The sequence below is a fragment of the Streptomyces sp. Ag82_O1-12 genome, from assembly GCF_900182715.1.
In the GTDB taxonomy this organism is placed as follows: Bacteria; Actinomycetota; Actinomycetes; order Streptomycetales; family Streptomycetaceae; genus Streptomyces; species Streptomyces massasporeus.
In genome coordinates, this window is the sequence record NZ_FXUW01000001.1 from 4,588,021 (window position 1) to 4,600,879 (window position 12,859).

Sequence of the window (12,859 nt, forward strand, 5' to 3'; positions counted from 1 at the left end):
GTGGGAGGCGGTGGTCAGGAGTTGAGCGCGGTGCCGTAGCCCGGGGTGCCGGCCGTCGAGATGCCGGTGGTGGCCGGGCCGAAGCTCGTCGAGCCGGAGGTCGCCGTGGCGCGCAGGGACCAGACGGCACCGTCGCCGGCGTTCTCGCCCGGCGCGGAGACGGACAGGTCGGCGCGCCGGTCGCCGGTGTGGTCGGTGAGCGTGACGCGCTCGCCGAACCGGTCGCCCGTCTCGGAGGCACCCGGCACACCGGCGGTGTTCTGGGTGTACGAGGTGGCGCCCTTTGTGGTCAGGCCGGACGCCGAGCCGTACAGCACGGTGACGGCACCGGCGGAGCCGTTCTCGCCCGCGGTGCCGATCGCCAGGTCGGCGTACCCGTCGCCGTTGACGTCGCCGAGCGAGACGCCGCTGCCGAAGCGGTCGCCCTTCTCGGAGGCGCCGGGCACACCGGCGCTGTCCTGGGTGAGGACGAGCGGGGCGCGGCCGCTGTCACGGCCGTCGGGTCCGCCGTAGACGACGGTGACCTTGCCGCCGAGGGCGCCCGCCGGGTCGGCCGACGTCTCCCGGTCGTTGCCCACGGCGATGTCGTCGTGGCCGTCGCCGTCGATGTCCCCGACGGCGGAGACGTAGCCGGCGGGCAGCTTCTGCAGCCAGTCGTTGTAGTTGCCGATCTTCATGTCGGCCAGGCCGGTCGCCGCGTCGTCGGTGTTCGCGGCGCGGCCGTGCAGGACCACCCGGGGGTGACCGTCGCCGGTGATGTCGCCGGCGGACAGGTGGGTGACGCCGTAGGAGGAGGCCCACCAGTCGTTGCGCGAGCCCGAGCCGCCGTTGGACGCGCTCGTCCTGGTGATCGGGCCGCTCACCAGGGAGAGGGTGACCGGTCCTGTGGAGCCGACCGCGACGTCGGTGTCGCCGTCACCGTCGAAGTCGCCGGCGGCGAGGGTCTGGCCATAGCGGTCGTAGTCGGTGCTGAAGAAGCTGAACAGCGAACGGGCCCCGGACAGGCCGGAGGCACCGCCCCAGACGAGGGTGACCGTGCCGTCGTTGCTGTCGCTGCCGTCCTCGCCGGGCGTGCCGACCAGCAGGTCGGCGTAGCCGTCGGTGTTCAGGTCGGCGGAGGCGAGCGCGGAGCCGAAGGCGTCGTCGGGCTCGGCCGTGCCGGGCATTCCGGCGGTGTTCTGCGTCAGCAGGGTGCGCGTGGAGGTCTTCGGCCCGCCGGTGCTGCCGTAGACGACGGTCACAGCGCCCGCCCTCGCCTGCCCGGCGACCGTGGCGCCCGGCGCGCCGATCGCCAGGTCGGTGCGGCCGTCACCGTTGAAGTCGTAGGGGGCGGCGGCCGGCACGGCGTGCGCGGCCGGGGCGGAGAGGGTGAGGGCGAGCGGGGTCAGGGCCGCGGCGAGGACGGCGGTGGTGATGCGGGTGGTGCGCATGGGTGTACGTGCCTCACAGGGGAGTCGGCGGGGCGTGCGTCGCGGTCGAGTCGTGTCACTGGGACGCGGTCGAGTCGCGTCACTGGGTCACGGTCGAGTCGCGTCACTGGGTCACGGTCGAGTCGCGTCACTGGGACGCGGTCGAGTCGCGTCACTGGGTCACGGTCGAGTCGTGTCACTGGGACGCGGTCGAGTCGTGTCACTGGGACACGGTCGAGCCGAGGTCGACGCTGCCCTTGAGGGAGACGGCGCTGCTCGTGATGCCCTGCGCGCCGCTGGTGGTCAGGCCGGTGGCGGAACCGCGCAGGGTCCACAGGCCGCCGGTGTTGTTCTCGCCGTGGACGCCGATGACCAGGTCGGCCTTGCCGTCCTTGGTGACGTCGGTCAGGCCGACCGCGGAACCGAAACGGTCCGAGGCCTCGGCGGAGCCGGGCACCCCGGCGGTGTCCTGGGTGTACGACTTCACGCCGCTGCCGGTCTTCAGGCCGGAGGCGGAGCCGAACAGCACGGTCACCGAGCCCGCGTCCTTCGCCGAGCCGATGTCCTCGCCGGGGGCGGAGACCACGACGTCGGCGTACCCGTCGCCGTTGATGTCGCCGGTGCTCACCGCGCTGCCGAAGCCGTCCTCGGCCTCGGCGGCGCCGGGCACGCCCGCGGTGTCCTGGTGGACGACGGTCGGCTGCTGCGCCGGGTCGGGGCCGTTCGGGCCGCCGTACCAGACGGTGATCTGGCCGCCCTTGTGGCCGCCGGGCTTGAGGTCGTACGGGTCCGTGGGGTCGCCGAGGACGAGGTCGCCGTAGCCGTCGCGGTTGATGTCGCCGATGGAACCGGGGTAGCCGTCGGCGTTCGGCAGCTCGGCCATCTTGTGCGTCGTTCCGGTCCAGCGGAAGTAGTCGATCTCGCCGCCGATGTCGCCGTCCACGTCGAAGGGGTAGACGCGCTCGGCCGCGCCGTCGCCGCTGAGGTCGCCCGCGATCACCTCGAACGTGGTGCCGACCTCACCGACGCGGAGGTTGTTCAGCGGGCCGGCGGTGCGGGTGAAGGGGCCGTTGTAGATGCGGGTGTGGGTCTGGCCGGTGAGCGTGACGTCGGTGTCGCCGTCGCCGTCGAAGTCGCCGGTGGCGATGCCCCGGGAGAAGTTGCCGTACTCGGAGAGCGTCGACGGCTGCGGCAGGCCCTTGCCGCCGGCCAGGCCGGACTTGCTGCCCCACAGCACCGTGCCGGAGCCGACGCCGTCCCGGTCGCCGATGCTCTCGTTGCTCGCGCCGACGACGAGGTCGGAGTAGCCGTCCCGGTCCAGGTCCCCGGCGGCCAGGGCGGAGCCGAACAGGTCGCCGGCCTCGGCGGTGCCGGGCACGCCCGCGGAGTTCTGGGTGATGACGGCCCTGCGGGCGGCCGAGACACCGGACGCCGAGCCGTACAGCACGACGACGGCACCGGCGCAGGAGGCCGAGCCGACGTCGGCGCACGCGGCGCCGGCCGCGACGTCCCGGTATCCGTCGCCGTTGAAGTCCCCGGCGAGACTGGAGGGGGCGGCGGTGGCGGGCGAGGCCAGGGCGGTGGTGAGCAGGCCGGTGGTGAGCGTGGCGGCCAGCAGGAGGGTGCGCTTGCGCAAGGGAGTGCTCCGGTGAGGAAGGGACCGGACCTGGACGGCCCGGCCCCCGAGGGGTGTAAAGGACGGCTCAGTCGCCGAAGTTCGCGCCGAAGTTCGGGTAGCCGGTCGTGGAGACGCCTGAGGCGCCGGGACCGATCGCCCGCGAGCCGGTCGCGGTGATCTTCGTGCCGGTGGACGGCAGGTAGAGGACCGAGCCGTCGCCGGCGTTCTCGAACGAGCCGGCCAGCAGGTCGGCGCGGCCGTCGCCGTTGACGTCGTCGAGCTTGACGTCGACGCCGAGCATGTCGCCCTTCTCGTCCGAGCCGGGGACGCCCGCGGTGCTCTGTGCGAACGACTGCGCGCCCGAGGCCGTGTTGATGCCGGAGTCCGAGCCGTACAGCACCACCAGCTGACCGGCGTCGGTGACGGAGCCGATGTTCTCGCCCGCGACGCCGATCACCAGGTCCTGCTTGCCGTCGCCGTTGACGTCGCCCAGGTCCAGCTCGTAGCCGAAGTAGTCGTTCTTCTCCGAACTGCCGGGGACGTTCCCGGTGTTCTGGGTGATGCCGGTGGTGGAGCCGATGCCGTCCGCGGCGCCGTAGGTGATCCACACCTTGCCGCCGTCGGCGGCACCGGGGAACTCCACCCCGTCGTCCGCCTTGTTCCAGTACATGCCGCTGACGATGTCGCCGAAGCCGTCGCCGTTGATGTCGCCGATGCCGGTGATGGGACCGGCCTTCAGCTGCCGGGCCCCGGAGGCCGACAGGCCCGTGCTCGTGCCCATCAGCAGGTAGTTGGCGTTCCAGTAGCGGCCGGTCTCCGTCTCGAAGCCGTCGACGACCAGGTCGGTGCGGTGATCGCCGTTGACGTCGCCGGCGGTGAGGTTGACCGCCCCGGACCCCTCGCCCGAGGTGTACACAGGCGCCTTCACGGCGGCGCGGCCCTTGACCGCGGTGCCGGTGGCGCTGATGCCGCCCTTGAGCACGTAGATGACGTTGGAGGTCGTGCCGACGGCCAGGTCCGCCTGGCCGTCGCCGTCGAAGTCGCCGGCGGCGAGCTTCCTGCCCCAGCGGTCGTGCTTGGTGGGGGCCGCGTCCGCGATCGTGACGCCCTTGCCGGTGATGCCCTGCGCCGAGCCCCACAGGACCGCGACGGTGCCGCCGTCCTTGTCGCTGGCGACGTCCTCCATGGGGGCGGAGACGGCGAGGTCGTCGTAGCCGTCGCCGTTGAAGTCGGCGTAGGCGCTGTCGGCGCCGAACACGTCACCGGCCTCGGCGGTGCCCGGGCTGCCGGCGGTGTTCTGACTGATCACGGACCGCTTCGCGGAGGTCACGCCGCTCTTCGTGCCGTACAGCACGACGAGCTGCCCGGCGTCCTTCGTGCCGCTCACGTACGCGCCGGAGGCGGAGAACGCCACGTCGCCGATGCCGTCGTGATTGAAGTCGGCCTGCGGGGTGTGCGTCGCGTCGGCGGCGGTCGCCGTGCCGGCGGTGGCCGTCAGCAGCGTGCCGGTCAGCGCCGCGGCGGCGGCCGTCGCGAGGGCCAGGCGCAGGCGGGGGTGCAGGCCGAGGCGCTGGGACGGGTGCGGGCGCCCGGCGGGGCGCTCGTGCTGGTGCATGCGAGGTCTCCTGCTGCATGCGGGGGATGTCTGGCGGACATCCGCAGTCGATGTGGGGCCGGTGCCGTCCGGTTCGCCGGGAGTTGTCCGGGCGTTCACGGGCGGTCGGCGATCAAGAGACCTGCGCGGGGGCGTAAGGGTTGTACGTGAGTTCGGTGAATTTTCGAGGCCGGTGGGATGCGGGGCCGGCGAGCCCCGGGGCACGGTCGCACCCGTCGACGTGGCCGGGTGGCCCCTGCGTGTGCGGGGCGGAGGCGGGTCGGCCTCCTGCGCCGTGGACCGGCCGGACCGCGAGAACGCATCACCAGACGCTGCTTCGAGGGACGTTGCCATGGCGTCGGATCCACACGGGGGACCGCCCTAGGGGTTGGGCCACCAGCTTCGGGTATTGCCCGGGATTCCGGGTGGCGGCCTGAAAGGTCCGTTGTGCTTTCAACGAAATCCCTCTGCTGAGCGAGAACGCTCCCGTCGACGACACGTCTCGCATGACAACAACAGCGAGTAACCGGGCTGACATTCACGCAGCTTTCATCAACCTCAGCAGTTGCTCAAATTCGTGGACGTTCAAGATCATGTGATCAATACTCACATGCGGGTCACGGAAGTCCACTTGACCAGGGACGATGCCGTGCCGAGTCCAGTGCTGACCGACTGGATGAAAGAAAAACGAGGGGAACATCTTGAAGATCAAGCGACTGACCGCCACCACTGCTGTCATAACCGCAGCCGCCATCCTGAGCACGGGCCTCGGCCAAGCGGCCATGGCCGCCGATCGAGGCACGACGGCCGGCTCGGTGACGGTCGCAGCTCAGGAGTCCATGACCGCTGCCGAGGAGCTGGAAACGGCTGACGGGCAGAAGCTGCTTGCCATGCTGAAGGTGATCGAGGAGATCCCTGACAGCGTCGAGCAGCAGGGGGAAGCTGCGGTCAAGGCGTATCTCGACAAGAACCTCCGTGGTGACAAGCCGAGCCTCGTGGCCTTTGGCTGGTGGCAGAAGGCCAAGTGCGTCGGTTCCATCACGGCCGCCATCGCCGGTGGCGCAGTTCCCATCGCCAAGATCCTGAAGCTGAAGGCATTCATCAAGAAGGCCGGTTCGGTCAAGGAAGCCGCTTATCTCCTCATCCGCATTTCCAAGGGCGAGGAAAAGATCAGCGAACTGGGTGCGACGCTCGGTGGCCTCGCCTCGGTGGTCCTCGGGATCGACGGGATCAAGAAGAACTGCAAGTGATGGGAACGCTGTAGCGTTATGACGAGCACCAAAGCACGTACCACCGCACTGATCACGCCCATCGAGCAGGCAGCACAGGACGAAGCGAGGGCCCTGGCTCGTGAGGGGCGCACCGCCAAGGCCATCCGGCGGTTGCGCAAGGATTCGGGACTCGGTCTGTCCGCAGCCCCCGTGGCAGTGGACCTGCTCACTCAGGGACACGCACTGCCCACTACCTATGGCGAAGCGTTGGAAACCCTGCGGGCACTCGATGCGCCTCTGGTCGTCGAGATGGCCGATCTGCTGGGCAGCGGCGACCGCGACTCGGCGATCAAACTGCTCCGGGAGCGGACCGACATCGATCTCGCTGGGGGGTACCACCTCGCCATGGAACTGAGCGGCCAGTTCGATGGACGGTGATGGCTTGGCCGACCACTGCTGAGGTGATCGGCTCGCAGTAGACAGAGTCGCAAGAGGCCCCGCCGTCCATGGCGGGGCCTCTTCGTTGCCCTCAGCCATCCAGCCCATGTCGGCATGTTCAGGCTGCCCCGCTGGGGGGGGGCCGACGCGGACCTGCGCTTGACGGTGCTGGACCGCGTGATCCCCCAAACGCGGTCCGGCCCCCGGCCTCACCGGCCATCCGTAACCACGTTCCCGGAACGCCGACACCCCCCGCCCGGTGGCCCGGACAGGGGGTGTGAAGCGCGGAGGTGCGGAAGGCGACGGTTACTTCACCGGCTCCGGCGCCGGCGTGTTCTCGGAGTCCGACGTGCCCGCCGGTGGCTCGCCGTCGTCGCCGTCGGAGTCGTCCGGGCCGTCGTCCGCGGCCTCCGCCGGGACCGGCGTCTTCACCGAGTCCAGCAGCAGCTGGGCGACGTCCACGACCTGGATGGACTCCTTCGCCTTGCCGTCGTTCTTCTTGCCGTTGACGGAGTCCGTGAGCATGACCAGGCAGAACGGGCAGGCCGTCGAGACGATGTCGGGGTTGACCGACAGGGCCTCGTCGACGCGCTCGTTGTTGATGCGCTTGCCGATCCGCTCCTCCATCCACATCCGCGCACCACCGGCGCCGCAGCAGAAGCCGCGCTCCTTGTGGCGGTGCATCTCCTCGTTGCGGACACCGGGGACGGCGGCGATGATCTCGCGCGGCGGCGTGTAGATCTTGTTGTGGCGGCCCAGGTAGCACGGGTCGTGGTACGTGATGATGCCCTCGACCGGCGTGACCGGGATCAGCTTGCCCTCGTCGACGAGGTGCTGGAGCAGCTGCGTGTGGTGGATGACCTCGTAGTCGCCGCCGAGCTGCGGGTACTCGTTGCCGAGCGTGTTGAGGCAGTGCGGGCAGGTGGCGACGATCTTCTTGGCCGACTTGGGCTTCGCCGACTCGGCGACGACCTTGCCCTCGTCGTCCATCTCCTCGCCGAACGCCATGTTCAGCGCCATGACGTTCTCCATGCCGAGCTCCTGGAACAGGGGCTCGTTGCCGAGACGCCGGGCGGAGTCACCGGTGCACTTCTCGTCGCCGCCCATGATCGCGAACTTGACGCCCGCGATGTGGAGAAGCTCCGCGAAGGCCTTCGTGGTCTTCTTGGCGCGGTCCTCCAGGGCGCCGGCGCAGCCGACCCAGTACAGGTACTCGACCTCGGACAGGTCCTCGATGTCCTTGCCGACGACCGGGACCTCGAAGTCGACCTCCTTGAGCCACTCCAGGCGCTGCTTCTTCGCCAGGCCCCAGGGGTTGCCCTTCTTCTCCAGGTTCTTGAGCATGGTGCCCGCCTCGGACGGGAACGACGACTCGATCATCACCTGGTAGCGGCGCATGTCGACGATGTGGTCGACGTGCTCGATGTCGACCGGGCACTGCTCGACACAGGCGCCACACGTGGTGCAGGACCACAGGACGTCCGGGTCGATGACGCCGTTCTCCTCCAGCGTGCCGACCAGGGGGCGCTCGGCCTCGGCCAGCGCTGCCGCGGGCACCGAGGCGAGCTGCTCCTCGGACGCCTTCTCCTCGCCCTCCATGGTCTTGCCGCCGCCGGCCAGCAGGTACGGCGCCTTGGCGTGCGCGTGGTCCCGCAGGGACATGATCAGCAGCTTGGGGGAGAGGGGCTTGCCCGTGTTCCAGGCGGGGCACTGCGACTGGCAGCGGCCGCACTCGGTGCAGGTGGAGAAGTCCAGCAGGCCCTTCCAGGAGTACTGCTCGACCTGGGAGACGCCGAAGACGTCGTCGTCACCGGGGTCGGTGAAGTCGATCGGCTTGCCGCCCGAGGTCATCGGCTGGAGCGCGCCGAGGGCCGTGCCGCCGCTCGCCTCGCGCTTGAACCAGATGTTCGGGAAGGCGAGGAAGCGGTGCCAGGCGACACCCATGTTGGTGTTGAGCGACACCACGATCATCCAGATGAACGAGGTGCCGATCTTGATCATCGCGACGAAGTAGACGAGGTTCTGCAGCGCCGTGACGCTCAGCCCCTTGAACGCGAGCACCAGCGGGTACGACGCGAAGTACGACGCCTCGTAGTGGTCGACGTGGTGGAGCGCGCCCTCCAGACCCCGCAGGACGTAGATCGCGAGGCCGATGGTGAGGATGACGTACTCGACGAAGTACGCCTGGCCGGCCTTGGAACCGGCGAAGCGGGACTTGCGGCCCGGGCGGCTCGGCAGGTTCAGCAGGCGGATCGCGATGAGCACCGCGATGCCCAGGATCGTCATCACGCCGATGAACTCGATGTACAGCTCGAACGGCAGGAACTCGCCGACGACCGGCAGCACCCAGTCGGCCTTGAACAGCTGGCCGAAGGCCTGGGCGAGGGTCGGCGGGAGCGTCAGGAAGCCGACGGCGACGAACCAGTGGGCGACACCGACGATGCCCCACCGGTTCATGCGCGTGTGGCCGAGGAACTCCTTCACCAGGGTCACGCTGCGCTGGTAGGGGTTGTCGGTCCGGGTACCGGCCGGGACCGGCTGGCCCAGCTTGAAGTACCGGACGAACTGGCCGATCGCGCGTGCGAGCAGCGCGACGCCGACCACGGTCAGAACCAGCGACACGATGATCGCGGCGAGTTGCATGGGGGCTCCTCGGGCCTGCGAGGGTCTTGTCAGGGGGACCTGTCGTTCTTCAGGCTTCCCCGAGATTACTAAGCGGTAACTTATGCAGTCCGTCTGAGACTACCCTCATCCTCCGCCGCACTGTAGCCGGGTGGGCAGTGATCTGAATCGCTGAGGGTTGCCTCAGAAACGGACCGGATCCGGTCACCCTCCCGACGCGATCCCGCCTCGCGATCCTGATGCGATGCCGCCGTGGTTCCGTCGCGATCCCGACGTCATCTCGCCGTGTTATTCATACCGAAATGTCATAATCCCGCCTACCTTATATCCGTGCTCTACGGGATCAGCGCCGCCGCCACCGCCCTTCTTCTCACCGCCCTGCTCGCGGCCGCCCTGCGAACCCCCGCGCTACGGCTGCGACTGGTCGAGCGGCGGCGGCAGCGGGACGTACCGCTGTCCGGGGGCGTGGCCGTCGTGCTCGTCACCGGTCTGGTCGTCGGGGCCGGGGAGTGGCTGGGGATCGCGCCGCCCGCCGACGGCGTGCGCGGGGTGCTCGTCGCCGCGGGCGCCGTCGCCCTGCTCGGGCTCGCCGGTGACGTGTGGCGGCTGCGCCGACGGGTGCTGGCCGCCGGTACGGGCGTGGCGGCCGCGTGTGTCGTGCCGTACGGGGAGACGGGGGTGGGGACCGGGCTGCTGGCCGTCGCGTGGGTCGTGGCGGTGGTGTTCGGGTTCCGGGGGCTCGATCACGCCGACGGGCTGGCGGGCACGGTCGGGGTCGTCACGGCCTTCGGGGTGGCGGCCTGTGCGGCCGTCGAGGTGATGGACGGGATCGCGGGGCTGATGAGCGTGCTGGCCGCCGCGCTGACCGGGTTCCTGCTGCACAACTGGCACCCCGCGCGCGTGGCGCTGGGCAGCTGCGGGTCCATGTCCGCGGGGTTCGTGATCGCCGTGGGGGCCGTGTACGCGCGGGCCGGGTACGGAGTCGTGGAGAGCGCGGGGGTCCTGTTCGCGCTGACCGCGGTGGTGGCCGCCGATGCCGTACTCGTGCTGGGAGTACGGCGGTTGGCCGGGCGGGGCGTGGGACGCGGCGGGCCCGACCATCTGGCGCACCGGCTGCGGCGGCTCGGGCTGACCGCTCCGGGGGCGAGTCTGCTGCTGGGAATCGGGGCGTTGTCCGGGATGCTCGTCGGGGTACTCGCGCATGCGGGCCACATCGGGGCCGGCGCCCTGTGGTGGGTGGTGGGAGGGGTCCTCGTCGTGGTGTTCACCCTCTCGCGTGTCCCTGTGCACGGCCCCCGACGCAGCGTATCTCCGCAGGTCGGAGCCCCATTGCGCGTAAGGAACGGATAAGAGTTGAGCCTGCCCGACTCAGCTCTGTTGACCGGTTGGGGGCCGTCGTGCACACTTGAGTCCGTTCCACTCAAGTCAGCTGGAGGAATCAACCATGGCACGTGCGGTCGGCATCGACCTGGGCACGACTAACTCCGTCGTCAGCGTTCTGGAGGGCGGCGAGCCCACCGTCATCACCAACGCCGAGGGCGCCAGGACCACGCCGTCCGTCGTCGCCTTCGCCAAGAACGGTGAAGTGCTCGTCGGAGAGGTGGCCAAGCGCCAGGCGGTCACGAACGTGGACCGGACCATCCGCTCCGTGAAGCGTCACATGGGCACGGACTGGAAGATCGAGCTCGACGGGAAGCCCTTCAACCCGCAGCAGATCAGCGCCTTCGTGCTCCAGAAGCTCAAGCGTGACGCCGAGTCCTACCTGGGCGAGAAGGTGACCGACGCGGTCATCACCGTCCCGGCGTACTTCAACGACTCCGAGCGTCAGGCCACGAAGGAGGCCGGCGAGATCGCCGGTCTGAACGTGCTGCGCATCGTCAACGAGCCCACCGCGGCCGCCCTGGCGTACGGCCTCGACAAGGACGACCAGACCATCCTGGTCTTCGACCTCGGTGGCGGTACGTTCGACGTCTCGCTGCTGGAGATCGGCGACGGCGTCGTCGAGGTGAAGGCCACCAACGGTGACAACCACCTCGGTGGTGACGACTGGGACCAGCGCGTCGTCGACTACCTGGTCCAGCAGTTCCAGTCCGGCCACGGCGTGGACCTGGGCAAGGACAAGATGGCCCTGCAGCGTCTGCGCGAGGCCGCCGAGAAGGCGAAGATCGAGCTGTCCTCGTCCACCGAGACCTCGATCAACCTGCCCTACATCACCGCCTCCGCCGAGGGCCCCCTGCACCTCGACGAGAAGCTCACCCGCGCCCAGTTCCAGCAGCTGACCGCGGACCTCCTGGAGCGCTGCAAGACGCCGTTCCACAACGTCATCAAGGACGCCGGCATCTCCATCAGCGAGATCGACCACGTCGTCCTGGTCGGCGGCTCCACCCGTATGCCCGCCGTCGCGGAGCTCGTCAAGGAGCTGACCGGCGGCAAGGACGCCAACAAGGGCGTCAACCCGGACGAGGTCGTCGCCATCGGCGCCGCCCTGCAGGCCGGTGTCCTCAAGGGCGAGGTCAAGGACGTCCTGCTCCTCGACGTCACCCCGCTGTCCCTCGGCATCGAGACCAAGGGCGGCATCATGACCAAGCTCATCGAGCGGAACACGACGATCCCGACCAAGCGGTCCGAGATCTTCACCACCGCCGAGGACAACCAGCCCTCCGTGCAGATCCAGGTCTACCAGGGCGAGCGCGAGATCGCGGCGTACAACAAGAAGCTCGGGATGTTCGAGCTGACCGGTCTGCCGCCGGCGCCCCGCGGCGTCCCGCAGATCGAGGTGTCCTTCGACATCGACGCCAACGGCATCATGCACGTCACGGCGAAGGACCTCGGCACCGGCAAGGAGCAGAAGATGACCGTCACCGGCGGCTCCTCGCTGCCGAAGGACGAGGTCGACCGCATGCGCCAGGAGGCCGAGCAGTACGCGGAGGAGGACCACAAGCGCCGCGAGGCCGCCGAGTCCCGCAACCAGGGCGAGCAGCTCGTCTACCAGACCGAGAAGTTCCTCAAGGACAACGAGGACAAGGTCCCGGGCGACATCAAGACCGAGGTGGAGGAGGCCGTCGCCGAGCTGAAGGAGAAGCTCAAGGGCGAGGACTCCGCCGAGATCCGCACCGCCACCGAGAAGGTCGCGGCCGTCTCGCAGAAGCTCGGCCAGGCCATGTACGCGGACGCCGGCGCGGCCCAGGCCGCCGGTGGCCCCGCCGGTGACGCGGGTGACGCCGCCGGTGGTGCCAAGGCCGCTGACGACGACGTCGTCGACGCCGAGATCGTCGACGAGGACCGGAAGGACGGTGCCGCGTGACGGAGGAGACCCCGGGCTTCGACGAGCAGCAGCCCGACGTCCCTTCCGGCGCCACCTCCGACGACGCCGAGCCGAAGGCCGCCTCCCCCTCCGCGGAGGAGGAGACGGCCCCGGCCGGGGACACGGGCCAGGACGTGGCTCTGGTGGCCCAGCTGGACCAGGCCCGCACAGCGCTCGGTGAGCGCACGGCGGACCTCCAGCGCCTCCAGGCCGAGTTCCAGAACTACCGCCGCCGGGTCGAGCGCGACCGGATCGCGGTCAAGGAGATCGCCATCGCGAACCTCCTGACCGAGCTCCTGCCCGTGCTCGACGACATCGGCCGCGCACGCGAACACGGCGAACTGGTCGGCGGCTTCAAGTCCGTCGCCGAGTCGCTGGAGAGCACCGCGGCGAAGATGGGCCTGCAGCAGTTCGGCAAGGAGGGCGAGCCCTTCGACCCGACGATCCACGAAGCCCTGATGCACAGCTACGCACCGGACGTCACCGAGACGACGTGCGTCGCGATCCTGCAGCCCGGGTACCGGATCGGCGAGCGCACCATCCGCCCCGCGCGGGTGGCGGTGGCCGAACCCCAACCGGGGGCGCAGACGGTCAAGGCGGACGAGTCCGCCGACGCCGACGACAAGGAGAGCGGTGGCCCGGACGAGGGCTGACGTCATCAAC

The 12,859-nt window shown here is 69.8% G+C and carries 9 protein-coding genes; 5 read left to right on the forward strand and 4 right to left on the reverse strand.

The window, feature by feature from the left end; all coding sequences use genetic code 11:
* Positions 1-14 precede the first annotated feature (14 nt).
* The 3 genes from QOL88_RS21110 to QOL88_RS21120 all read right to left on the reverse strand — a co-directional run bounded on the left by QOL88_RS21110 (position 15) and on the right by QOL88_RS21120 (position 4,642).
* Positions 15-1,430 (reverse strand): FG-GAP-like repeat-containing protein, encoded by a 1,416-nt coding sequence (locus QOL88_RS21110; protein ID WP_097218313.1) that lies wholly within the window; start codon positions 1,428-1,430, stop codon positions 15-17.
* A gap of 199 nt (positions 1,431-1,629) precedes the next feature.
* The gene (locus QOL88_RS21115) at positions 1,630-3,045 is read right to left on the reverse strand and encodes an FG-GAP repeat protein (protein WP_097218316.1); all 1,416 of its coding nucleotides are present in this window, start codon (positions 3,043-3,045) and stop codon (positions 1,630-1,632) included.
* Between the two features lie 67 nt (positions 3,046-3,112).
* Positions 3,113-4,642: a VCBS repeat-containing protein gene (locus tag QOL88_RS21120; protein ID WP_257027845.1), complete on the reverse strand. Its 1,530-nt coding sequence runs from the start codon at positions 4,640-4,642 to the stop codon at positions 3,113-3,115.
* Between the two features lie 680 nt (positions 4,643-5,322).
* On the opposite strand from QOL88_RS21120, the gene QOL88_RS21125 reads away from it, so the two are divergent.
* Together QOL88_RS21125 and QOL88_RS21130 are read left to right on the forward strand one after the other, a co-directional pair.
* Positions 5,323-5,871, forward strand: a complete 549-nt coding sequence (locus QOL88_RS21125; RefSeq protein WP_143668874.1) for a hypothetical protein — start codon at positions 5,323-5,325, stop codon at positions 5,869-5,871.
* A gap of 18 nt (positions 5,872-5,889) precedes the next feature.
* Complete coding sequence (locus QOL88_RS21130; RefSeq protein ID WP_097218324.1) at positions 5,890-6,270, forward strand: hypothetical protein; 381 nt, start codon at positions 5,890-5,892, stop codon at positions 6,268-6,270.
* A gap of 306 nt (positions 6,271-6,576) precedes the next feature.
* On the opposite strand, the gene QOL88_RS21135 is transcribed toward QOL88_RS21130, so the two are convergent.
* Positions 6,577-8,913 carry a (Fe-S)-binding protein gene (locus tag QOL88_RS21135; RefSeq protein ID WP_097218327.1) on the reverse strand — a complete coding sequence of 779 codons (2,337 nt, stop codon included), beginning with the start codon at positions 8,911-8,913 and terminating at the stop codon, positions 6,577-6,579.
* Positions 8,914-9,222: 309 nt separating this feature from the next.
* Here QOL88_RS21135 and QOL88_RS21140 point away from each other — a divergent pair, with 309 nt between their 5' ends.
* The 3 genes from QOL88_RS21140 (at position 9,223) to grpE (ending at position 12,849) form a co-directional block, all read left to right on the forward strand.
* Positions 9,223-10,242, forward strand: a complete 1,020-nt coding sequence (locus tag QOL88_RS21140) for an MraY family glycosyltransferase (protein ID WP_097218330.1) — start codon at positions 9,223-9,225, stop codon at positions 10,240-10,242.
* Between the two features lie 94 nt (positions 10,243-10,336).
* Positions 10,337-12,196, forward strand: coding sequence for a molecular chaperone DnaK (gene dnaK, locus QOL88_RS21145; protein WP_097218333.1), 1,860 nt, complete (start codon positions 10,337-10,339; stop codon positions 12,194-12,196).
* Positions 12,193-12,849, forward strand: coding sequence for a nucleotide exchange factor GrpE (gene grpE / locus QOL88_RS21150; protein WP_097218336.1), 657 nt, complete (start codon positions 12,193-12,195; stop codon positions 12,847-12,849). The genes dnaK and grpE overlap by 4 nt, the downstream gene beginning before the upstream one ends.
* Positions 12,850-12,859 lie beyond the last annotated feature (10 nt).